Below are 20,927 nucleotides of genomic sequence, written 5' to 3'. Positions count from 1 at the left end.
CAGGTGGGCGGCCCCTAGGATGGGGGATGCGCATCAAACCCCCCAAGGTATATGTCGCGGGGCTGGTCACTGCGCTGGTCGTGTTGGCCCTGGCCGGCGTGGCCTACCAGCGCTTCGGTCGCGCCACCGCGTTGGCCGTTGCCGAGGCCGCGGCTGGCCGGGTGAGCGAGCGCGTGGTCGGGCCCGGAACGGTTCAGGCCCGCGTTCCAGTCACGCTGAGCTCGCGCATCACGGCCAGCGTGCGACAACTCGGCGCCGACGTGGGCGATGCGGTGAGTCAAGGCCAGGCCCTGGCCGTGCTCGACGACCGCGACCTGAGCGCGCGGCGCGGGGTGGTCGACGGCCAGCAGCTCGCGCTGGCCCGCAACCTCGAGGCCGCGCGCGCCGGCAGTGCCCGCGCCCAGGCCGAGCTCGAGCTGGCGCGCAGCAGGCAGCGGCGCGATGCCGAGTTGCTGCAGACCGGCTTCGTCTCGCCGGCCGTGCTGGAAGCCTCCGAAGCCGCGCTGCGCGCCGCGCAGGCCAATCTCGACGCCGCGCGCGCCACCCAGGCTGCACGCGAGGCCGACGCGCAGGCGCTGGTGCATGAGCGGCGCTACGCGGACACACAGCTCTCGTTCGCCCGCCTGGCGGCGCCGATGGATGCCGTGGTGGTTGCGCGGCTGGTCGAGGTGGGCAGCACGGTGGTGCCGGGCACCGCCTTGTTCAAGCTGGTCGACCCGGCCACGCTGTGGGTCGCCGTGCGCGTCGACGAATCGGTCGTCGGCCGCGTGCGCGTAGGTCAGCCGGCGAGCATTCGCCTTCGCACCGGCGACACGCTGCCGGGCAAGGTGGCGCGCATCGCGCACCAGTCCGACGCCGCCACGCGCGAGCTGGAGGTGGACGTGGCCTTCGACGCACCGCCGGCGCGCTTCGCGATCGACCAGGAGGCCGAGGTCGCGATCGGTGTCGGCGAGGCGGCCGGCATCACCGTGCCGCTGTCGGCGCTGACGCGCAATCGCGAGGGCCGCGTGGGGGTCCTGGTGGTCGAAGATGGCCGCACCACCTTCCGCCCGGTGCGCACCGGCGTGAGCGACGGGCCGCGCGTGCTGCTGGCCGAGGGGCTGGCGGCGGGCGAGCGCTTCGTCGCCCAGGCCGATGGCGTGAGGGCCGGGGTGCGGGTGAAGCCGCTCGCCACGGCGGGCCGCTGAACCGGCGCACGGGGCCATGGACCTCGCGCTCAAGGACATCCGGCGCCACGTCGGCAAGTTCGTCGCCACGATCGCCGGCGTCGCGATGCTGCTGGCGATCGTGCTGGTGATGAACGGCATCTACCAAGGCAACATCGCAGACGGCGTCTGGCTGATCGACAACACGGCGACCGACCTGTGGGTGGTCGAGCGCGGGCGCGGCGGGCCCTTCAACGAGAGTTCGCGCATCCCGCTGGACAGCGCCAAGAGCGTGGCCGCCACGCCCGGGGTGGCGCAGGCCTCGCCGCTGGTGATCTACGCCGCGCAGCGCGAGGTGGGCGGGCGCAGCCAGCAGTTCACGGTGATCGGCCACGAGGTCTTCGGCGGCCTGGGCGGGCCCGGCCGCCTGGTGCGCGGGCGCACGATCGCCGCACCGCACTACGAGCTGGTGGCCGACCGAAAGCTGGGGCTTGCGCTCGGCGAGCGGGTCACCTTCGGCACCCATGCCTATACGGTGGTGGGCATCACGCAGGGCGCCGTGGATTCGGGCGGCAACCCGCTCGTCTACCTGTCGCTGCCCGACGCGCAGGAGGTGCAGTTCCAGCAGGACAACCGGGCGCTGACCGCTGCGCGCGCCGCCAACCTGGCCCGGCTCGCGCGCGCCGGCTATTCGGCCGAGCAGGCGAGCCGGCTGCTGCCGCTGCTCGCCACGACCGGCGACACGGTGAACGCCGTGCTGGTCAGGCTCACCCCGGGGGCCGACGGCGCCCAGGTTGCACGGCACATCCGCGATTGGCTGTACTTCAACGTCTACAGCTCACAGGAAGAGCGCAGCCTGATGCTCGAAGGCCGGCTGAGCAAGATGTCGGCGGTGCTGGGCCTGTTTCGCGCGCTGCTGGTGATCGTGTCCATCGTGATCATCGCGTTGATCATCTACGTGCTGACCATCGAGAAGATCCGGTCGATCGCGACGTTGAAGCTGATCGGCGCTCCGAACTGGATCATCGTGCGGCTGATCATGGAGCAGTCGATGGCGCTGACGCTGGCGAGCTTCGCATTGGCCTATGGCCTGCGCGAGGCGATCGCTCCGGGTTTCCCGCGCACGCTGGCCTTCCTGCCGCAGGAAACGGCGGCCACTTTCGCGGTGATGCTGGTCGGCGGCGCGCTCGCCAGCCTGATGGCGATCTGGCATGCGCTGCGCACGCCGCCGCAGCTCGCGCTCGGGGGCTGAGATGCCAGTTGTCGAGGTCGAGAACGTCTCCAAGACCTTCGGCAGCGGCGAGCTGGCCGTGCAGGCGCTCAAGCCCTGTTCGTTCAGCGTGCAGGAGGGTGAGCTGGCCGCGCTGCTGGGGCCCAGCGGCTCGGGCAAGAGCACGCTGCTGCTGTCGATCAGCCTGATCCTCGAGCCGAGCAGCGGGCGCATCGTGATCGATGGGCAGACCGTCTACGACAACGGCTGGACGGGCGTCGACGAGCGCGCATTCCGCCGCCGCCACATCGGCTTCATCTTCCAGCAGCACAACCTGATCCCGTTTCTCACCGCGCAGGAGAACGTCGCGCTGATGATGCAGTTGAACGGCATCGGCCGGCGAGAGGCCGCACGCCGCGCGAAAGACCTGCTGGGTTACCTCGAAATCGCGCACCGCGCCGATGCGCTGCCGGCGAACCTCTCGGGCGGCGAGCAGCAGCGCGTGGCCATCGGCCGCGCGCTGGCCAATGAGCCGCCATTGATCCTGGCCGACGAGCCGACCGCGGCGCTGGACACCGAGCGCGGCAGCAAGGTGATGGCCATGCTGCGCAAGATCGCCCGCGAGCGGCACTCGGCGGTGATCACCGTGACGCACGATCACCGCATGATCGAGGGCTTCGATACCGTCTACCACCTGGACGACGGCCACCTCTCACGGCAGCCCGGGCTCGTCGCCCAGGCCGTCGGGCGCGACCTCAGTTCACCCACTTGATGGCGTAGTTCGGCCCCGGGTAACTGACGCCACCGTTCATCAGCAGAACCCGCGAGCCGTCCATGGTCGCGGCCTGGTGGCCGCAGCCGTCGTAGTCCTGCGGCTGCTTGAACTTGACCCAGGTGCCGGTGGCGCGCCCCTGGAAGACGAGATCCGGCGCGATGTCGTGCCGCGTGGTCGTCTGGCAATCGGCCTTCTGCAGCGTCACATAGACGTCGGGCAGCCCGTCGGCGTTGAAGTCGCCCACGGTCAGCGACTTGCCGGTCACCACGATGTGGCTCGAGTAGGCCGGCGCGTTGTCGAAGAACACACCGGTCCCGCTGTTGAGCCAGATCTGCAGGTCGTTCGTGCCGGTCAGCACGATCAGGTCGTCGCGGCCGTCGTGGTTCATGTCGGCCAGCTTGGCATCGCGCCAGTTGGCGCCGATCGCCGGGGACGCCACCTCGACGAAGTCGCCGGCCCGGTTGTTGCGGTAGATGTGCCCCGGCTTGCTGCCGTTGCACACCACCAGGTCGTCCCAGCCGTCCTGGTCGATGTCGCCCTTGGCCACGCACTGAAAGCCGCGCGCCCCCGTCGCCAGTGTCGGCAGCTCGACGAAGCCCGTGCCGCCCTGGTTGATGAAGACGTGGTTGATGTTGATCTGGCCGTCCGACCGCAGCGTCGCCTCGTTGGTGACGTAGAGGTCGGGGTAGCCGTCGTGGTTCATGTCGAAGGCGATCGGCAGGCGGCCCCGCCCGTACGGATCCGCCGCGCCGTGGTCGGTGCTCTTGTGGAAGACGCCGGCCGCGTCCTGCAGCCACAGCTCGTTGAAGCCCACGTCGGTGCCCCGGTCGGCGCCGACGGTGCAGTAGAAGTCGAGCCGGCCATCCTGGTTGAAATCCGCTGCGCTGCAAGCGTGGCGGTCGACCCATTCGAGCACCTGCGCCGAGGGCACATAACCCGTCGGGCTCCAGTACCAGAGGCGGTCGTCGGTGTCGTGCCCGCTGATCAGGAAGTCGTCGTGCCCGTCGCCGTTGAAGTCGGCGACCATCGATCCCCAGGCCTTCGATGTCTCGATGAACTGGGCGTTGTATTGCGCCTGTGCCGCCGCGCCGGCCAGCGCCAGCACCAGGCCGGCGGCCTGCATTGCGAATCGTCTCATCACCATCCCCCTAGTTGCCCGGCGGCCAACTGCGGCCCGGTGCCTGGCAATCTAGGGGGACGGGGTGGTGCCGACCCGGCGCCAGATCAAGGTCTGGTGCGCTCCCCCTAAGGCGCGGGGTCTGCTGACGGTTTCTTGCGCTCCGTCAAAGGGGCGTGGCGCGCAGGTGGCGGTAGACGGTGGTGCGCGAGATGCCGAGGTTGCGCGAGGTCTGGCTCACGTTGCCGCCGGTGCGCTCGTACTCGCGCCGCACCGTCTCGGCGGCGCCCAGGCGCAGGGCCGAGGCGCCGGCGGGCGCCTCGTGCGGAGGCGGCAGCAGGCGGTCGATATGGTGGCGCTCCAGGCGGCTGGGGGTGCGCGCGTCCGCGCCGGCCAGCAGCGCGCGGGTCAGCACGGAGCGCAGCTCGCGGAAGTTGCCGGGCCAGGTGTGCTGCGCCAGGCGTTCGATCGCCTCGTCGGTGAGCGTCGCGTGGCGGTCCAGCGCGGCGAGCAGGTGGCGCGCCGCGGCGGCGAAATCACGCCGCTGGCGCAGCGGCGGCAGCGCGACGCAGACGGTGTTCAGCCGGTACAGCAGGTCGGCGCGGAAGCGCCGGGCCGCCACCTCGTCGGCCAGGTCGGTGTTGGTCGCGGCCAGCACCTGCACCTCGACGCGGCGCGCAGCGGTGCCGCCCACCGGCCGCACGAGCTGGTCGTCGAGAAAGCGCAGCAGCGCGGCCTGCAGGTGCAGCGGCATCTCGCGCACTTCGTCCAGCAGCAGCGTGCCGCCGTCGGCGCTGGCGATCAGGCCGGCGCTGCCTTCGCGCCGCGCGCCGGTGAAGGCGCCGCCGGCGTAGCCGAACAGCTCGGCCTCGAACAGCTCGTCGGGCAAGGCGCCGCAATTGACGGCGACGAACGGGCCTTCGCGGCCGCTGGCGCGGTGGGCGTGGCGCGCGAGCATCTCCTTGCCGCTGCCGGTCTCGCCCTGGATCAGGATCGGCGCGCCGATGCGCACCGCCGCCTCGACGAGGTGCAGCGCCTCGGCCACCGCCGGGTCGTCGGCCACCATCTCGGGCGCCGTCTGCGGCGGCGGCGGGATGGCCGCGGCGCGCGCCGGGCGCGCCGCCACCGGGCCGGCCACCCGGCGCTCGGCGGGCCGGCTGACGCAGGTGGCCACCAGCGAGCTGCCGAACGCATCGCGCAGGCGCAGCTCGCCGTTGCGGCGCAGCCGCGCAAGCACCGGCTCGAAGGGCTCGCCGAACAACTCCTCGAACGACGCGCCGGGCACGCCGGTGGAGCCCTGCAGCAGCTGGCGGCCGCCGTCGTTCAGCGCGACCAGCCGGCCCTCGTCGTCGAAGGCCAGCAGGCCGGCGCTCAGCGTGCCGAGGAACTCGGGCCGCGGGTGGATGGCAAGCACGAAGCGCGAGCGCATCTGGTGGATGAACAGGCCGTTCTCCATGTTGGTCGCGGCCATGCGCACCAGGGCCTGGGTGTGGCGCTGGCGCGATTCGAAGTACGACGAGGCATCGAGCACGCCGACGACCGCGCCGTGCGCATCGCGCACCGGCGTCGCGGTGCACGACAGGTCACCCAGGTGCAGGAAATAGTGCTCGAGCCCCGTCACGGCCACCGACTGGCCGGTGGCCAGCGCGGTGCCCAGGCCGTTGGTGCCGCACAGGGCCTCGCGCCAGCAGCTGCCGGGCAGGATGTCGGCATCCGACCCGCTCATCGAGAAGCGGTTGTCGCAGAACAGGTCGAGGATCACGCCGTCGCGGTCGGCGAAGGCGAGCAGGAAGTTCGAGCCGGCGATCTGCTGGGCCAGGGTCTCGAGCTCGGCCTGGGCGAGGCGGCGCGTCACCTCGGCGCGCTCGCGGCGGCGCGCAAGATCGGCGGCGTCGACCACCGCGATCGGCGCGGCACCGCGGCTGTCCAGCCCGGCCTGCATGCAGCGCAGCCAGCTGTCGAGGATCTCGGGGCCCGGCATGCCGCCGGGCGGCAGCCTGCCGCCACGCGCCTGCAGGGCCCGGCTGTACGCCGACTGGCGATCGTCGCTGAGGCTCATCACCGTCTCCTCGTGCCCCGCGGGTCGGTGCCCGCAGGTCGCGGCCGACGGTAGCAGCCGGCCCGCGCCGCTGCAACCGAGCGCCATTGAACCGTTTCTGCACAGGGGTCACCCCGGCTGTCGCGCGGCTGGACAGGCGCGCCCATGCCCTGCCCCCGCACCCTGCGGGTCTACCCCCACTGGTACGCCGGTTGCGTGGAGCGCCGTGGGGGCGGCCGCGTTGCGAGCCATCCCTCGCCCAACGACACCACGAGGAGACACACGCATGCGACAACCCGCCACCGCCCTGTGCACCCTGGCCGCCGCCGCCTGCCTGGCCGCCGGCACCGTGCAGGCCCAGAGCCCGAACATCGAGAACCTGAAGCAGATGAAGCTGTCGGGGGTCGACCCCAGCATGCCGCCCGTGCCGCAGGAGGGCAAGAACGCCGCCGCGCTGCGCGAGAACCTCAAGCGCATCAAGCTGCCGCCGGGCTTCCGGATCGACCTGTACGCGGTGGTGCCCGATGCGCGCCACATGGCGGTGGCGCCGAGCACCAACATGCTGTTCGTCGGCACGCGCAAGAACACCGTCTGGGCCGTCACCAACCGCAACAGCGGCGACGTGGCGACCGAGGTCAAGCCCTTTGCGCCTTCGGCCAAGTTCCACGTGCCCAACGGCGTGTGCTGGACGAAGGATGGCTTCCTGATCGTCGTCGAGCACAACCGGGTGCTGAACTTCCCGGCTGCCGAGTTCTTCTACGAAGGCGGCGACGTGGCGGTGATCGAGGTGGTGCCGCAGGGCAAGCTGATCCCGCCCGAGGAGGAATCGTTCAACCACCATGCGCGCACCTGCCGCGTCGGGCCCGACGGGATGCTCTACATCACCCTCGGCCAGCCCTACAACGTGCCGCCGCGCAACAAGCTGGACCTGTTCACCAAGGTCGGCATCGGCGGCATCGTGCGCATGAATCCCTTCGACGGCTCCAAGCGCGAGGTCTATGCCACTGGCCTGCGCAACTCGGTGGGGCTGGAGTTCAACCCGAAGGACAAGACGCTCTGGTTCACCGACAACCAGACCGACGGCATGGGCGACGACATCCCCGCCGGCGAGATCAACCGCGCCACCAAGCCCGGCCAGTTCTTCGGCTACCCGTGGAAGCAGGGCCGCACCCGCATCACCGACGAGGGCTACGACAAGGACCCGCTGCCCCCGAACATCACCGACCCGCAGGTCTACATGGATGCCCACGCGGCCGACCTGGGCCTGGCCTTCTACACGGCCAAGGCCTTCCCTGCGAAGTACCAGGGCGGCCTGTTCTCGGCCCAGCACGGCTCGTGGAACCGCACCAAGCCGATCGGCGCGCGCATCATGTTCACCAGCCTGAAGGCCGACGGCACGGCCGACAAGACCGAGGTCTTCGCCGAGGGCTGGCTCGACGACGAGACCGGCGTCTACCGCGGCCGGCCGGTCGACGTGGCGGTGGCCAAGGATGGCTCGCTGCTGATCAGCGACGACTTCGCCGGTGCGATCTACCGCGTCACCTACGCACCGTGATGGCGAGGGCAACGCGCCGCCGCGCGGTGCTCGCCGCGGCGGCGCTGGCCGCCGGCGGCGCGGCGGCGGCCCAGGAGCCGGGCCCTCCGGCCGTGGGACGACCCTGCATGGTCTGCCACGGCCCGCTCGGCCAGGCCACGCAGCCCGACACGCCCAACCTCGCCGGCCAGCCGGCGAGTTACCTCACGGCACAGTTGCGCGCGTTTCGGGGCGGCACGCGCCGGCACGAGGTGATGTCGGTGATCGCCAAGCCGCTGACGGACGACGACATCGCGCAACTCGCGGCGTGGTTTGCCTCGGTGCGGGTGGAAGTGTCGGCGCCGAAGTGACGAACCGCGCGCCGCCTCAGGGCACCCAGGACAGCACGTAGTTCGGCCCGCGCCAGCTGATGCCGCCGTTCATCAGCAGAACGCGCGAACCATCCACCGTGTCGGCCAGGTGGCCGCAGCCGGCGTAGGCGGATTGGGGCTGCTTGATCTTGCTCCAGGAGCCGCTGGGCATGCCCTGGAAGACGAGGTCGGGCGCCTGGTCGCTCAGCACCGACGGGCAGCCTGACTTCATCAGCACGACGTAGACATCCCAGCGGCCATCCTGGTTGAAATCGCCCACGGTCAGCGACTTGCCGGTGTAGGTCAGCTGATTCTGGTAGCCGGGCTGCACGAAGTACGGGGCAGCGCCGGTGTTGAACCAGATCTGCAGCTTGTTGCCGGCCAGGGTCACCAGGTCGGCGCGGCCGTCGCCGTTCATGTCGGCCAGCTGGGCGGCCACCCATTTCACGGCCGCCGCCACGGTGTTCAGCTCGGCGAAGTCGCCGGCCCGGTTGTTGAGGTAGACATGCGGCGGGCCGGACAGATCGCAGACGATCAGGTCGTCCCAGCCGTCGCCGTCGATGTCGCCCTTGACGGCGCAGGCCGAGCCGCGCTCACCGGTGGCCGCCGTGACCAGTTCAGTGAAGCCGGTACCCCCCTGGTTGACGAACAGCCGGTTGATGCTGAGGTTGCCGTCCGCCCGTGTGCGGCGCTCGTTGGTGAGGTAGATGTCGGGGTAGCCGTCGTGGTTGACGTCGAGCACCATGGGGATCCGGGAACTGCCATAGATGTCTTCCGCACCGTGGTTGAGCAGCAGGTTGAACCGGCCGTCGGCATCCTGCAGCCACACCTCGTTCGCGCCCACGCCCTGGCCCCTGTCGGCGCCGACGGCGCAGTACAGGTCGAGCCGGCCGTCGCGGTTGAAGTCGGCCGCATCGCAATCGTGCCGGTCGACCCAGACCAGCGCCTGCGCCGAGGGCTGGTAGCCGGCGGGCGTCCAGTACCAGATGCGGTCGTCGGTATCGTGGCCCGTGATGAAGATGTCGTCGTGACCATCACCGTTGAAGTCGGCCACCACCGAACCCCAAGCTTTCGAGCTTTCGATGAACTCGGCGCTGTACTGCGCCTGCACCAGGAAAGATTGAAAGGCGAGCGCGACTCCCGCCGCGATGCGAGCTACCCGTTTCATCCCCGACCCCCCTTGTTTGTCAGGGCACTTTAGGCGTTACCTCCGGCAGACCAAAACAACAAAATTGTTGATCCTTACGCGCATCAAGTTCTGCTAGCGGTACTGCGCGGCCGCCGCGGCCAGGCGCTCGCCGACCAGGCGCGCCAGCGCCGGCGGGGCCAGCACCTTCACCTGCGGGCCGTGGCGCAGGATGTCCATCGCCAGCTCGGTCGCATCGGCATACGGCAGCTCCATGCGCAGCGCACCATCGGGCTGGGCGCTCAGGCGCTGCGCCGGGTGCCACTCTTCCTGCGCCACCCACTGCGCGGCGTCGGCGTCGAACAGCAGGGTGGCCCACTGGTCGGCCTTGCCGCTGAAGATGCCGTAGCCGCCGTCGAGCTCGGCCTCGACGGTCTTCATCGCGACGTCCTTCGCGCGCTGCTCCAGCGCCTTGGCGGAGCGAACCGCGTCGAGCGCGAAGCGGCGCAGCCCGTCGCTCGAATGGCACCAGGCATCTAGGTACCAGGTGTTGCGGTAGTGGATCAGCCGCTGCGGCGAGACCTCGCGCCGGCTCTCGGCCTGGCGCTTGCGGGTGAAGTAGACGAGGTCGATGCGGTGGCGCTTGAGCAGCGCACTGCCTACCACCTCGAACCAGCGCGGCGGCACCGGCCGGCGCGCCGGCGCGGCGATCTTCACGCGCCGCATCAGCTCGCGCGATTCGCCCTCGCTCGCGCCGAGCATGCCGTGCAGCTTGTCGAGCAGCGGCTGCAGGTGGCGGCCGAGCACGCCGCCGGCATCCAGCCCCTTGATGAGCTGGTGCATCGTCAGCAACGCGTGGATCTCGGCCTCGCTGAACCACACGCCGGGCAGCTCGTGCGGCGCGGCGGCCGCGGCGGCGCCGCCGGGCGCGGCGCCGTCGAAGCGATACACGTTGTCGAAACGGTCGTAGACGATGGGCGCGTCCATCCGGTCGCGCAGGTACTGCAGGTCGCGCTTGAGCGTGGCGCGCGAGACCTCGAGCTCGCCCATCAATTCGTCGAAGCTGACGCCTCCGTGCGACTTGATCAGCAGCTCGATGCGGTAGAAGCGTTCGGTGCGGTCCATGGGCGGCGACGCTACCACAGGCTCATGGCGTGAGCCTGCAACTTTCTTTTTGCGGGCGACGCAGGCTCATTCCATGAGCCTGTGAAAACGCACAGTGCAGGCACACGCTGTCATCCGACCCCACCGTTCACACCGGAGCACGCCATGGCCACCGCCCAAACCGCCCTCGCCTTCGACGACCTGCCGACGCTGCGGCGCCTGCCCTGCCCGGCACCGCTCGCCCGCAGCGGCCGCACGGCCCGCCTGGCCATGGTGCCTGCCGACCTGGCCGACGACGCCGAGGCGCCCGACCCGGCCTTCGTGCTCGGCTGGGATTACGCCCATCACGGCCTGGTGCCACCGGCCGCGCACCTGCTGCCGGGCCACCCGCTGCGCCAGGGCTGGCAGGCCGGCCGCGCCGCCTTCGGCAGCCGCACGCTGCGCGCCGGCCGCGGGGTGCAGCAGTGGCTGGCGCTGCGCCTGTCCGCGTGGGCCCAGGGCCAGGCCTTCGAGGGCGTCGAGGTCACGCCGAACTACCTGGCGCAGATCGACAGCCGCCGCTGCCCGGTCACCCGCGCGCCCCTCGGCGACGCCGCCTGTGAAGGCGGCGAGGCCGCGGTGATCGAGCGCATCAACCACCGCGCCGGTTATGCCGCCGGCAACCTCGTGGGCCTGAGCCCGCTCGCGCGGCAGGCCAAGGGCGGCAAGCGCTGGGACGAAGCGCGGCTCGCCGCCGTGCTGGCCGAGGCGCGCCAGGCCGAGGGCGCCGGCGCGGTCGAGGGCCTGGCCAGTGCCGAATGGGCGCGGCTGGCCACGCTGATGAGCTTTGCCACGCCGCTGCCGCACGAGTTGGCCGCCACGCTGCCGCTGCGCGTGCTGCCGCCGAACCGGGTGCGGCTGATCAACCCGATCCAGGGCCTGCAGGCCTTGATCACGCTGCAGCTCACCCACAGCGGCTTCGCGGTGCGCATCGCGCAGCTCGTCAACCTGCTGCCGGGCATGGGTCTGCGGCGCGACTTCCACCTCTTCTTCCACAGCCTGCTGCCGCGCGCCTGGCAAGGTGGCCGGCCGGAAACGCCCGAGGTGATGCGCGAGCGCCTCGAAGACGCCTGGGCCCACCCGGATGTGCTGCGCCGCTGGCAGCGCTTCTCGGCCCAGATCAGCGCCGAGCAGGCCGACCAGCTCGTGCAGAAGCTGGTCGCCAAGGGCCTGGCGAACGTGGCAAAGGGCATCCCGGGCGCGCAGCGCACCCAATGGCACCCGGCCGCTCGTGCGACCGAGGGCTGGGCGCTCGAACGCGGCGGCCGCGCGGTCGAGGCCGGCGGGGCCGTTCAGGCGTAGGTCACCCAGTCAGCCAGTTCGGGCTTGTGCAGGTGCGGCAGGCCGTTGAAGCTCAGCAGGCTGTGCCGCTTCGGGCTGGCGACGAACTCGGTCACCGCGCTGTTGCGGATGCGCAGGTTCAGCTCGGCCACCGCGTCGGGCGCCAGGCCCAGCACCAGGCCGACGGCAATCGAGATCGGGCCGCCGCTGGAGACGATCAGCACGTCGGCATCGGCGCGCTCGCGCGCACGCGCCAGCGCAGCGCCCACGCCGGCGGCGAAATCGGCGTAGCTGGGCATGCCGGCCGGCTCGCTGCGGCCCTGCATCCAGGCCACCAGGCCCTCGCGCAGCAGGCGAAAGTGCTGGCGCACCGCCTCGGGGGTCTTGGGCGCAGCGATCGGCCCGCTGTGGACCGCCCGCACGATGGCCTCGGGGTCGTACTCGTTCAGGCCCGGCCAGGCTTCCGGCTCCGGGCGGCTGCCCAGGCCCTCGGCGATGCCCTCGTAGGTCTCGCGGTGGCGGCGCAGCGTGCCGGTGAGCACGAGGTCGAAGCTCAAGGACATGCTGCGGAAGTGCTCGCCGAGCGCACGGCACTGGCGGTGGCCGAGCTCGCTCAGGCGGTCGTAGTCGTGGCTGCCGAACGAGGCCTGGCCGTGGCGGACGAGATAGAGCGTGCCCATGGGCCGGATTGTCCGGCCCGGCGCGCCGCGCGCCTGTCACGGCCGCGACGAAGCCGCCTACCTACCTGGCGTGCGCCTTGAAGAAGGCCCAGATCTCGTCGGTGGCGTTGATCGCCGTGCTCGGCGTTGCGCCCAGCCGGCTGCCCGGCACGCCGCCCGGCCAGGCATGCGGGTTGTCGGCCACCAGCAGCAGCTCGACATCGCGGCCGGCCGGGCAGCGATAGCGTGCGCGCTGCACGGGGCCCTGGGCGATCGTTTCCGGGCTCGCGGCACAGCCGTTGGCCTCGGCCCAGAATCGCCCTTGGGCGGTGGACGGCAGCGCGGGCGTGCCATCCCAACTATCGGGAAAGCGCCCGCCCGGCGCCCCGCCGGCCGCCGGCACCGAGGCATCGAGCGCGCCGTTGATCATCAGCGCCGAGACACCCTGCGCCGGTCTCTTCTCGTCGCCGAATAACGTGGCGACGACCGGCGCGATGGCCGCCAGCTTGTCCGGCAGCTCGATGCCGAGGCGGTGGCTCATCATGCCGCCGTTGGAAATGCCGGTCGCGTAGACACGCCGCGCATCGACCGGATAGTCGGCCACCAGCCGATCGATCAGCGTGCGAAAGAAGCCCACGTCGTCGACGCGGCGCTGCATCGCCTGGCCGCAGCAGTGCCCCGCATTCCAGGTCAGCAGGCGATTGGCGAACCGGCCGCTGCCTTCGGGGTAGACGACGATGAAACCCTCGCGCCGGCCCTTGTCGGTGAAGCCGGTCATCTTCTCGGCGCTCGCCGCATCACCGCCGCCACCGTGCAGCACCAGCACCAGCGGCAGGCGCGCACCCGCCGGCGGGTTGGCCGGCAGGCGCACGACATAGCTGCGCGCGATGCCCTGGTGGTTGAGCTCGTGTCGGCCGGGCCCGGCCGGATCGGCCACCTCGGCGGCCGCCGCCTGCGACAGCGCCACCATCAGCGCCAGGCCGATCACCGCCCGCGGCCGCACGCTTCAGCCCGCCTCGGGGTACAGCCCGTGCACGCGGGCGAACAGCCGCGTGAGGCCCAGCAGCGCGTCGATGTTCGGCGTCGCAACGCCCACGCGTTCGGCGATCTCGCGCACGACCGTCACGATGCCGTCCAGCTCGATCGGCCGGCCGGCTTCCACGTCCTGCAGCATCGAGGTCTTGAAGGCGCCGAGCTTGGTGGTGATCGCGTGGCGGTCTTCGGGCGTCTGCTCGACCGGGCAGCCGATGCGGGCGCCGACCAGCGCGGCCTCGTTCATCGCGGCCGAGCAGAAGCCGCGCACCAGCGGGTCGGCCAGCACGCGGTCGGCCGTGGCCCCGGTGATCGCCGAGACCGGGTTCATGGTCAGGTTGCCCCAGAGCTTGAACCAGATGTCGCGCCGCACATCGGCCGAGTGCGTCACTTCCAGGCCAGCGTGGCCGAGCAGCTCGGCAATCGCCTGCACCTCGGCGCTGCGGCCGCCGGCCGCCTCGCCGATGATCAGGCCGTTGCCGAAGCCGTGTTGCACGAGGCCCGGCTCGGGGCTGGAGGCGGCCACGTGGACCACGCAGCCGACGATGCGCTCGCGCGGGATCGCGGCGGCGATCGTGCCGCCCGGGTCCACGCTCGCGAGCGGCCGGCCGTCGAAGCCGGGCAGCCCCTGACAGAACCACCAGGGCACGCCGTTCATCGCCGGCAGCACGCGCGTCTTGGGGCCCAGCAAGGGCGCGATGCCGCGCGCGACCAGCGTCAGCGCCGGCCCCTTGACCGCGATGACCACCAGGTCCTGCGGGCCGAGTTCGGCCGCCACGTCGCTGGCCGCCGCCACCGGCGCGCGCAGCAGCTCGCCCGCCTGGCGCAGCCGCCAGCCATGCTCACGCAGCGAATGCAGCGTGGAGTTGCGTGCCAGCGCGCTGACCTGCGCCTGCCCGGCAAGCGCCAGCTTTGCGCCGATGAACCCGCCGATTGCGCCGGCGCCGATGATGCAGACCTTCATGTGTTCGTGGTGTTGTTCGTGGTGTTCGTGATGTTCGGGTTGGCCGGGGTCGCGGCGGCCGCGAGGCCCGCCGTGCGCGCGACGACGGCCTGCCAGTTCTGCCGCCAGCCGGGCAGCGCCGCCGGATCCTGCTCGAACTGCTGGCGCAGGAAGGCCGCAGCCAGCGTCTTGGTCGCGCCCTTGATCTGCTGGTTGACCTCGAAGCCGCCCGCCACGGTGCGGTCGGTGAAGATGCTGTGCGAACCGCGGCGGAAGACGACCAGCGCCTTGCGCGCATCGGGCATCGCGTCGTACAGGGCAATGCGGTCCTCGACGCCCGACTCGTAGCCCGGGATCAGGATCACGTCCTCGTTCGAGGTGATGTGCAGCGTGGGCAACTGCACCGGCGCCAGGATCGTCGCCAGGTCGTGCTCGCCATAGAACGGCGGCGCCGACAGCAGGATCGCGGCGTGGTAGCGCGAATCGTGAAAGTCGTAGACCTGCTGGCCGCGGGCCACGCGCGCGCCGATCGACAGCATCGTCGTGTTGGCCCCGTACGAATGGCCGGCGGCGACGATGCGCCGGCCGTCGACGCGCTCGGCCGGGCGGCCGACCACGGGGTGGCTCAGCGCCGGGTCGAGCAGGCGGTCGAGCGCGAAGCGCAGGTCGCGCGCCCGGTCCACCGCCTCGGTTTCGCGCGCCGCCTCGCGCAGGCGGCCGACGAGGCCGAAGGGGTTGCCCCACCACAGCGCGCGGTCGCTGCCCACGTGCTGCACATGCAGGCAGGCCCAGCCGTGGCTGGCGAGGTGGCGGCCGAGGTAGCTGTAGCCCAGCCGCGAGCCGCCGATGCCGTGCGAGAAGACGACCAGCGGCACCGGGGTGTCGGCCGCCGCGCCGTTGCGCTGCGGCCAGTACAGCCGCACCGGCACCTGGCGCTGGCGCGCCGCGTCGACCCAATCCCAGTCGATCACCGGCACGCGCGCCGCGGCGTCGAGCTCGGCGGCCTCGCCCGTGCTGGCGGGCGGCTCGGTGGCCGCGCCGGCGAGGCCGGGCCAGGCCAGCGCGGCGCCGGTGGCCAGCGCCGAGCCGACAAATCGGCGGCGGGTGGGGTCGGAAGGTTGGGTGGCGGCGGGCGGCATGGGAGTGCGAAGTATCAACGCACCGCGCCCGCCACGGTGGACGGGGGGCTCTCAAGGAATGAAGGGCCGCTCCCGAGTTCCTTGGCCCCCGCGGGGGGCGGGCTGGGCGACGCCCGGCCCTGGGGGCTCAGTAGCCGACCGTGAAGCGCTGTCGGCGGTGCGCGCCCTGCTCGGCTTCGTCGAGCATCGCGACGGCGTAATCGGCCACCGAGATCTCGCTCTTGCCGTTCGCGCCCACCAGCAGCTGGTTGCCACCGAGGCGGAACTTGGCCGTCCGCTCGCCCGGGAAGATCATGGCCGAGGGGCTCAGCATGGTCCAGTCCAGCGTCGGCTCGTCGCGCAGCCAGTTCAGCGCGTCGCGCGCGCCCTCGGCCGAGCCTTTCCATTGCGCCGGGAAGTCGGGGCTGTCGACGACCTGCTTGCCCGGCGCCACCTCCAGGCTGCCGGCGCCGCCGACGACCAGCAGGCGCGGCACCGCCGCCTGCTTGGCCGCCGCGATGATCGAGCGGATGCCGCGGCCGTAGGCCTCGCGCACATCCGCCTGGGCGTGGCCACTGAAGGCGCTGATGACCACGTCGTGACCGGCCATCGCGTCGGCCAGCGCCGCCGTGTCGATGACATCGACGGCCTTGGCGGTCAGGCCGGGCGCGGCCTCGAGCTTGGCCGGGTTGGAGACCAGGGCGGTGACCTGGTGGCCGCGCGACAGGGCCTCGGCGCGCAGGCCCGAGCCGATGAAACCGGAGGCGCCGATGAGTGCGATCTTCATGGAAGTGGGTGAGTACGGGGTTGAGATGGCCAGGATGATGGCCCTTGGCGTCGTTTCGATAAACCGCCACAGTCGTGAAACACTGTCGTAGATTCGTTGACAATCAACCCATGGCCGCCGATGCCCCCACCGACCTGAACCGCCTCGGTGCCTTCATCGCCGTCGCGCAGGCCGGCGGCTTCACGGCAGCCGCCGAGCGGCTGGGCATCAGCAAGGCGCGGGTGAGTCTGGACGTGCAGCGCCTCGAGCGCGCACTCGGCCTGAGCCTGTTCACCCGCACCACGCGCCGCGTGCGCCTGACCGACGCCGGCCAGCAGTTGCTCGACGAGACCGCCCCGCTGCTGGCCGACTTGCATGACGCGGTGGCGCGCACCCACCGCAGCGCCGGTGCGGTGAGCGGCAGCTTGCGCATCGCCGCCTCGGTGGAACAGGCGGCGCAGCAGCTCGCCCCGCTGGTGGCCGAGTTCGCGCTGCGGCACCCGGCCTTGAAGATCACGCTGCAGGCGAGCGACCGCGTCAGCGACATGCTGGCCGAGGGCATCGATGTCTCGTTCCGCATGGGCTGGCTGCGCGACTCCACGCTGCGCGCGGTGCGCCTGGGCGAGTTCGAGCAGTTCGTCGTCGCCTCGCCGGCCTATCTGCAGCGCGCCGGCGCGCCCCGCAAGCCCGAGGATCTGGCCGGGCACGACTGGATCGCGCTGACCCTGCTGCCCACGCCGCTGACCTGGCGCTTCACCGCGCGCAACGGCCACACCCGCAGCGTGCGGATGAACGCGCGGCTGCAGACCGATTCGGCCACCGCCCTGCGCGCAATGCTGCTGGCCGGGGCCGGCGTCACGGTGATGGATCGCCTGAGCGTGCAGGCCGACCTCGCCGCCGGCCGCATCGAGCGCTTGCTGCCCGACTGGCGCGTGCCCTCGGGTGGCGTCTTCGCGGTCTACCCGCCGGGGCGGCACCTGAGCGCCGCGGCGCAGGCATTCGTCGAGTTCTACCGCGCGCGCTGGAGCGCCTGAGGCGATGGCCGGTCAGTCCAGCGCCGTCTGTTCCTTGACGAGCTGGCGCGGCACGATGTGCGCCACGTCGCCGAGTTTCTCGGCCAGGTGACGCGTCACGTCATCGGCGGTCAACACGCCGACCAGCCCGCCTTCGCTGTCGACCACTGGCAGCCGGCGCACGCCGCCGGTGCGCATGCGCCAGACGGCCTGGCCGAGGTCTTCGTCCTCGTGCGCGGTGACCAGCGGGTGCACGAGCAGGTCGCCGGCGCGCAGCGCCTCGCCGGCCACGCCCATCGCCAGCACGCGCACCACGAGGTCGCGGTCGGTCACGATGCCCACCGGCTGCGGCCGACCGCCGAGCACCTCGTCGACCACCACCACGTCGCCGACGTGCTGGTCTCGCATCAGCCGCGCCAGCGTCAGCACCGGCGCGTCACGCCCGCAGGTGACGACGCTGCGCTCGCACCAGGTTCCGATTCCCATGATCTCGGCCTTTCGTCAGCGGCCGGCAGGCCGCGCTTCGAAGCATCCCGCATCGGCGTGCGGCCGGCTTGCGCCGCCGCAAGGCGCGAGCATCCGGGCTGCCGCGCGGTCAGGCGGCGACTGCCGCCAGGTAACGCTCGAACGAGCGGTCGACCGCGGCGCGCGCGCCGCCGATGATGTTGCGGCCCCAGCTGTAGCCCCACAGGCTGTCGAAGGCGAAGGGCGCGAGGCGATCCCGCATCGCGCGCACCGCGCTGGGCGGCATCGGCATGTGATTGGGGTAGCTGTACATGAAGCTCAGGTGGCGCCGGTCCGCCACGACCTGCAGCGCATCGCCCGGCAGCAGCGCACCGCCCGCGTGCGGGCCGCCGCGCCAATGCAGCGCCGTGCTGCCGGGGAAGTGGCCGCCGCAGCGGATCAGCGTGACGGTGTCGGACAGGCGCAGCTCGTCACCGCGCCAGTAGTCGATCTGCCGCGCCGGCCGCTGCACCCAGCCGCGGTCGGCCTCGTGCAGCAGGATGGGCACGCCGCCGAAGGCCTCGCTCCACTCGACCATCGCGCCGTAGAAGTGGGGGTGGGAGATGACGATGCGGTCGACCCCGCCGCGCGCCTTCAGCGCCTCGACCGCCTCGGGCGTGACCAGGCTCAGGCATTCCCACAGGATGTTGCCGGCGTCGGTGGGCAGCCACAGCGCACGCTGCGAGATCGCGAAGGCGCCGTCGACCGCGATGGCGGTGAGGCCGTCGTCGTCGCCCAGGCGCAGCCGCAAGCGCTGCCGCAGTTCGTCGTGCGTGGTCCAGCGCTGGCCTTGCCAGCCGACGTACTGGCGCTCGTCCTCGCAGACCGGGCACTTCGCGGGCGGCTCGGGGGTGGCGGCGAACTGGGTGCCACAGGTGTCGCAGATGAAGTGGGGCATGGTGTCGGTCTCCTTCGCGGGGTTCAGGCGGCGGGCGCCGCAGCCACCGGCGTGCCGCGCTGCGCGTACACATCCTCGACGCCGTCATAGGCGCGGCGCGTCGCCGGCCGCTCGGCGACCATGGCGAACCAGCGCGCGAGCGCGGGGAACTCGGCCAGGTCCTGCCCGTGGCCACGGTGCGGCACGACCCAGGGATAGCAGGCGATGTCGGCGATCGAGTACGCATCGCCGACGATGTGGTCGCGCCCCGCCAGGCGCCGGTCCAGCACGCCGTACAGCCGCCGCAGCTCGCGGGTGTAGCGCTCGACCGCGAAGGGCACCGGCTCGCTCGCGTAGACGCGGAAGTAGCCGGCCTGGCCGGCCATCGGGCCCAGGCCCGCCATCTGCCAGAACAGCCACTGCATCACGCCGAGCCGGTCGCGGCCGGCGGGCAGGAGCCGGCCGGTCTTCTCGGCCAGGTACCAGAGGATCGCGCCGGACTCGAACACCGCCAGCGGCTCGCCGCCGTCGGCCGGCGCATGGTCGACGATGGCCGGCATCTTGCTGTTCGGCGAGATCGCCACGAAGGCCGGCGCAAACTGGTCGCCGGCCGACAGGCGCATCGGCACGATGCGGTGCGCCAGCCCCGTCTCTTCGAGGAACAGGCGGATCTTCAGGCCGTTGGGCGTGGGGCTGAAGTACAGGTCGATCACGGGCAGGCTCCAGGCGATTCGTGAGCCTGAAGCGTATGTACCATCTGGTTCCTCGCTTGAGCCAGTCCACGGAGATTCGATGGAGCCAGTTTTCCCGTTCGACCTGGCACTGCCGGCGCGTGGCGACGGCGCCCGTGCCCAGGCACTGCACCAGCAGTTGCGCAGCGCCATCCTCGACGGGCGGCTCACGGCCGGCAGCCCGTTGCCCGCGACCCGGCGCGTGGCCGCGGCGCTGGGCCTGGGGCGCAACACCGTCGTCTCCGCCTACGACCTGCTGGTGGCCGAGGGCTACGTGCTGCCGCGCCCCGGCGCCAAGGCGGTGGTGGCCGAGCTGGCGGCGCGCCGCGCCGGGCCGATGCAGCGCGCACTGCGCCGCACCGACACGGCCGAGCGCATCAACCCGCTGTGGCGCCAGCCGGCCTTGCAGCCCGAGCCGCCGCGCACGTTGCCCGAGCGCAGTTTCCGCCTCGGCGTGCCGGAGCACCGCTTCTTTCCCCACGAGGCCTGGCGGCGGCTCACGGCGCAGTCATTGCGCATCTGGGCCCGCACGCCCTTCGCCTACCCGCCGTCGGTCGGCATTGCGCCCTTGCGCGAGGCGATCGCGCAGCACGTGGCGTTTGCCCGCGCCGTGGCCTGCACGGCCGACGACGTGGTCGTCACGTCGGGCGCGCAGCAGGCCTTCGACCTGCTCGCGCGGCTGCTCGTCGTGCCCGGGCAGACCCGCGTCGCGGTCGAGGAGCCGGGCTACCCGCCGCTGCGCGCGGCCCTCATCGCCGCCGGCGCGAAACTGGTGCCGGTGCCGGTCGACGACGAGGGGCTGTGCGTGGACCAGCTGCCGCCCGACGTGCAGGTGATCAGCGTGACCCCCTCGCACCAGTCGCCGACCGGCGTCGCGCTGTCGCTGCGCCGGCGCGGCGCGCTGCTGGCCTTCGCCCGCGAGCGCGGCGCGGTGATCCTGGAAGACGACTACGACGGTGAATTCCGCTTCGGCGTACGGCCGCTGGACGCGCTGCAGACGCTGGACCGCGACGGGCTCGTGTTCTACATCGGCACCTTCTCGAAGAGCCTGTTCCCCTCGCTGCGCAAAGGCTTCATCGTCGCCCCGGCTTGGGCCCGCGAGCCGCTCGCCGCGGTCAAGCACTGTGCCGATTCACACTGCGACACGGTCACGCAGTCCGCGCTCGCCGCGTTCATCCGCGACGGCCACCTGGCGCGCCATGTGCGGCGCATGCGGCCGGTCTATGCCGAGCGGCGCGAAGCGCTGCTGCATGGCCTGCAGCACCGGTTGGCCGACTGGCTGGCGCCGATCCCGAGCGAGGCCGGGCTGCACCTGGCCGCGCGCATCCGCGAGCCGCGCCGCGCCGCGGCGGTCGTCGCGGCCATGCGCCAATGCCTGCCGGGTGCGCAGACCACCGCCGAGTACGCGTTTGCGCCCGCCGGCTTGGCACCGGCACTGTGCTTCGGCTATGGTGTGGTCGATGCCGACGAGATCGATCGCGCGTTGCGACGAATGCGCCGGGCGCTGGAGGGCTGACGCCCGGCGGCGCGGCGCTGGCCGAACGAATCGAATCCCAGGAGAGCCC

Annotated in this window: 20 protein-coding genes; 8 read left to right on the top strand and 12 right to left on the bottom strand. The window is 71.9% G+C overall.

The genetic code is table 11. The features are described 5' to 3' along the window. Positions 1 to 26 precede the first annotated feature (26 nt). The 3 genes from VJ693_RS05920 to VJ693_RS05910 are packed head-to-tail and all read left to right on the top strand — an operon-like array spanning position 27 to position 3,127. The gene (locus VJ693_RS05920; RefSeq protein ID WP_324152584.1) at positions 27 to 1,187 is read left to right on the top strand and encodes an efflux RND transporter periplasmic adaptor subunit; all 1,161 of its coding nucleotides are present in this window, start codon (positions 27 to 29) and stop codon (positions 1,185 to 1,187) included. Between the two features lie 16 nt (positions 1,188 to 1,203). Continuing rightward, a complete protein-coding gene (locus VJ693_RS05915; protein ID WP_324152583.1) occupies positions 1,204 to 2,397 on the top strand; it encodes an ABC transporter permease in 1,194 nt (397 codons plus the stop codon). Position 2,398: 1 nt separating this feature from the next. Continuing rightward, a complete protein-coding gene (locus VJ693_RS05910) occupies positions 2,399 to 3,127 on the top strand; it encodes an ABC transporter ATP-binding protein (protein WP_324152582.1) in 729 nt (242 codons plus the stop codon). Here the strand turns inward: VJ693_RS05910 and VJ693_RS05905 are convergent. Further along, positions 3,111 to 4,268, bottom strand: coding sequence for a VCBS repeat-containing protein (locus VJ693_RS05905; RefSeq protein ID WP_324152581.1), 1,158 nt, complete (start codon positions 4,266 to 4,268; stop codon positions 3,111 to 3,113). The two genes, VJ693_RS05910 and VJ693_RS05905, sit on opposite strands and share 17 nt — an antisense overlap. Positions 4,269 to 4,413: 145 nt before the next feature. Further along, entirely contained in the window at positions 4,414 to 6,306 is a 1,893-nt protein-coding gene (locus tag VJ693_RS05900) for a sigma-54-dependent Fis family transcriptional regulator (RefSeq protein WP_324152580.1), read from the bottom strand. Positions 6,307 to 6,571: 265 nt separating this feature from the next. Here VJ693_RS05900 and VJ693_RS05895 point away from each other — a divergent pair, with 265 nt between their 5' ends. Then, on the top strand, positions 6,572 to 7,840 hold the full coding sequence (locus VJ693_RS05895; protein ID WP_324152579.1) for a PQQ-dependent sugar dehydrogenase: 1,269 nt from the start codon (positions 6,572 to 6,574) through the stop codon (positions 7,838 to 7,840). Further along, complete coding sequence (locus VJ693_RS05890; RefSeq protein WP_324152578.1) at positions 7,840 to 8,169, top strand: cytochrome c; 330 nt, start codon at positions 7,840 to 7,842, stop codon at positions 8,167 to 8,169. Before VJ693_RS05895 ends, VJ693_RS05890 begins: the two co-directional genes overlap by 1 nt. Positions 8,170 to 8,185: 16 nt before the next feature. Here VJ693_RS05890 and VJ693_RS05885 read toward each other — a convergent pair whose 3' ends face one another. Together VJ693_RS05885 and VJ693_RS05880 are read right to left on the bottom strand one after the other, a co-directional pair. After that, positions 8,186 to 9,337 (bottom strand): VCBS repeat-containing protein, encoded by a 1,152-nt coding sequence (locus VJ693_RS05885; RefSeq protein ID WP_324152577.1) that lies wholly within the window; start codon positions 9,335 to 9,337, stop codon positions 8,186 to 8,188. 93 nt (positions 9,338 to 9,430) lie between these two features. Beyond that, positions 9,431 to 10,420, bottom strand: a complete 990-nt coding sequence (locus VJ693_RS05880) for a helix-turn-helix transcriptional regulator (RefSeq protein ID WP_324152576.1) — start codon at positions 10,418 to 10,420, stop codon at positions 9,431 to 9,433. A gap of 144 nt (positions 10,421 to 10,564) precedes the next feature. On the opposite strand from VJ693_RS05880, the gene VJ693_RS05875 reads away from it, so the two are divergent. Then, entirely contained in the window at positions 10,565 to 11,740 is a 1,176-nt protein-coding gene (locus tag VJ693_RS05875) for a hypothetical protein (RefSeq protein WP_324152575.1), read from the top strand. On the opposite strand, the gene VJ693_RS05870 is transcribed toward VJ693_RS05875, so the two are convergent. The 5 genes from VJ693_RS05870 to VJ693_RS05850 all read right to left on the bottom strand — a co-directional run bounded on the left by VJ693_RS05870 (position 11,731) and on the right by VJ693_RS05850 (position 16,258). Beyond that, positions 11,731 to 12,399, bottom strand: a complete 669-nt coding sequence (locus VJ693_RS05870; RefSeq protein ID WP_324152574.1) for a histidine phosphatase family protein — start codon at positions 12,397 to 12,399, stop codon at positions 11,731 to 11,733. The genes VJ693_RS05875 and VJ693_RS05870 overlap by 10 nt on opposite strands. A 61-nt stretch (positions 12,400 to 12,460) precedes the next feature. Then, positions 12,461 to 13,381, bottom strand: coding sequence for an alpha/beta hydrolase family esterase (locus VJ693_RS05865; protein ID WP_324152573.1), 921 nt, complete (start codon positions 13,379 to 13,381; stop codon positions 12,461 to 12,463). Between the two features lie 3 nt (positions 13,382 to 13,384). Next, positions 13,385 to 14,374 carry a 2-dehydropantoate 2-reductase gene (locus VJ693_RS05860; protein WP_324152572.1) on the bottom strand — a complete coding sequence of 330 codons (990 nt, stop codon included), beginning with the start codon at positions 14,372 to 14,374 and terminating at the stop codon, positions 13,385 to 13,387. Next, positions 14,371 to 15,492: a hypothetical protein gene (locus VJ693_RS05855; protein WP_324152571.1), complete on the bottom strand. Its 1,122-nt coding sequence runs from the start codon at positions 15,490 to 15,492 to the stop codon at positions 14,371 to 14,373. Before VJ693_RS05855 ends, VJ693_RS05860 begins: the two co-directional genes overlap by 4 nt. 127 nt (positions 15,493 to 15,619) lie before the next feature. After that, positions 15,620 to 16,258 (bottom strand): NAD(P)-dependent oxidoreductase, encoded by a 639-nt coding sequence (locus tag VJ693_RS05850; protein ID WP_324152570.1) that lies wholly within the window; start codon positions 16,256 to 16,258, stop codon positions 15,620 to 15,622. Positions 16,259 to 16,368: 110 nt separating this feature from the next. Here VJ693_RS05850 and VJ693_RS05845 point away from each other — a divergent pair, with 110 nt between their 5' ends. Further along, positions 16,369 to 17,271: a LysR family transcriptional regulator gene (locus VJ693_RS05845; protein WP_324152569.1), complete on the top strand. Its 903-nt coding sequence runs from the start codon at positions 16,369 to 16,371 to the stop codon at positions 17,269 to 17,271. Positions 17,272 to 17,283: 12 nt separating this feature from the next. Here VJ693_RS05845 and VJ693_RS05840 read toward each other — a convergent pair whose 3' ends face one another. The 3 genes from VJ693_RS05840 to VJ693_RS05830 form a co-directional block, all read right to left on the bottom strand. Continuing rightward, positions 17,284 to 17,736: a CBS domain-containing protein gene (locus VJ693_RS05840; RefSeq protein WP_324152568.1), complete on the bottom strand. Its 453-nt coding sequence runs from the start codon at positions 17,734 to 17,736 to the stop codon at positions 17,284 to 17,286. Between the two features lie 109 nt (positions 17,737 to 17,845). Continuing rightward, positions 17,846 to 18,652, bottom strand: coding sequence for a hypothetical protein (locus VJ693_RS05835; RefSeq protein ID WP_324152567.1), 807 nt, complete (start codon positions 18,650 to 18,652; stop codon positions 17,846 to 17,848). 23 nt (positions 18,653 to 18,675) lie between these two features. Further along, positions 18,676 to 19,344, bottom strand: a complete 669-nt coding sequence (locus VJ693_RS05830; RefSeq protein ID WP_324152566.1) for a glutathione binding-like protein — start codon at positions 19,342 to 19,344, stop codon at positions 18,676 to 18,678. 79 nt (positions 19,345 to 19,423) lie between these two features. Here VJ693_RS05830 and VJ693_RS05825 point away from each other — a divergent pair, with 79 nt between their 5' ends. Next, entirely contained in the window at positions 19,424 to 20,878 is a 1,455-nt protein-coding gene (locus VJ693_RS05825; RefSeq protein ID WP_324152565.1) for a PLP-dependent aminotransferase family protein, read from the top strand. Positions 20,879 to 20,927: the final 49 nt, after the last annotated feature.

Origin of the sequence: Ideonella sp. (genome assembly GCF_035254525.1) — a bacterium.
Lineage (GTDB): Bacteria > Pseudomonadota > Gammaproteobacteria > Burkholderiales > Burkholderiaceae_C > Ideonella.
Note: the sequence above shows the minus strand (reverse complement) of the source record. Positions and strands in the feature narration are given on the sequence as shown.

Excerpts from the sequence above, each read along its gene's own strand:
- VJ693_RS05920 (WP_324152584.1), top strand. The coding sequence starts at position 27 with ATGCGCATCAAACCCCCCAAGGTATATGTCGCGGGGCTGGTCACTGCG.
- VJ693_RS05915 (WP_324152583.1), top strand. The coding sequence starts at position 1,204 with ATGGACCTCGCGCTCAAGGACATCCGGCGCCACGTCGGCAAGTTCGTC.
- VJ693_RS05910 (WP_324152582.1), top strand. The coding sequence starts at position 2,399 with ATGCCAGTTGTCGAGGTCGAGAACGTCTCCAAGACCTTCGGCAGCGGC.
- VJ693_RS05905 (WP_324152581.1), bottom strand. The coding sequence starts at position 4,268 with ATGAGACGATTCGCAATGCAGGCCGCCGGCCTGGTGCTGGCGCTGGCC.
- VJ693_RS05900 (WP_324152580.1), bottom strand. The coding sequence starts at position 6,306 with ATGAGCCTCAGCGACGATCGCCAGTCGGCGTACAGCCGGGCCCTGCAG.
- VJ693_RS05895 (WP_324152579.1), top strand. The coding sequence starts at position 6,572 with ATGCGACAACCCGCCACCGCCCTGTGCACCCTGGCCGCCGCCGCCTGC.
- VJ693_RS05890 (WP_324152578.1), top strand. The coding sequence starts at position 7,840 with ATGGCGAGGGCAACGCGCCGCCGCGCGGTGCTCGCCGCGGCGGCGCTG.
- VJ693_RS05885 (WP_324152577.1), bottom strand. The coding sequence starts at position 9,337 with ATGAAACGGGTAGCTCGCATCGCGGCGGGAGTCGCGCTCGCCTTTCAA.
- VJ693_RS05880 (WP_324152576.1), bottom strand. The coding sequence starts at position 10,420 with ATGGACCGCACCGAACGCTTCTACCGCATCGAGCTGCTGATCAAGTCG.
- VJ693_RS05875 (WP_324152575.1), top strand. The coding sequence starts at position 10,565 with ATGGCCACCGCCCAAACCGCCCTCGCCTTCGACGACCTGCCGACGCTG.
- VJ693_RS05870 (WP_324152574.1), bottom strand. The coding sequence starts at position 12,399 with ATGGGCACGCTCTATCTCGTCCGCCACGGCCAGGCCTCGTTCGGCAGC.
- VJ693_RS05860 (WP_324152572.1), bottom strand. The coding sequence starts at position 14,374 with ATGAAGGTCTGCATCATCGGCGCCGGCGCAATCGGCGGGTTCATCGGC.
- VJ693_RS05855 (WP_324152571.1), bottom strand. The coding sequence starts at position 15,492 with ATGCCGCCCGCCGCCACCCAACCTTCCGACCCCACCCGCCGCCGATTT.
- VJ693_RS05850 (WP_324152570.1), bottom strand. The coding sequence starts at position 16,258 with ATGAAGATCGCACTCATCGGCGCCTCCGGTTTCATCGGCTCGGGCCTG.
- VJ693_RS05845 (WP_324152569.1), top strand. The coding sequence starts at position 16,369 with ATGGCCGCCGATGCCCCCACCGACCTGAACCGCCTCGGTGCCTTCATC.
- VJ693_RS05840 (WP_324152568.1), bottom strand. The coding sequence starts at position 17,736 with ATGGGAATCGGAACCTGGTGCGAGCGCAGCGTCGTCACCTGCGGGCGT.
- VJ693_RS05835 (WP_324152567.1), bottom strand. The coding sequence starts at position 18,652 with ATGCCCCACTTCATCTGCGACACCTGTGGCACCCAGTTCGCCGCCACC.
- VJ693_RS05825 (WP_324152565.1), top strand. The coding sequence starts at position 19,424 with ATGGAGCCAGTTTTCCCGTTCGACCTGGCACTGCCGGCGCGTGGCGAC.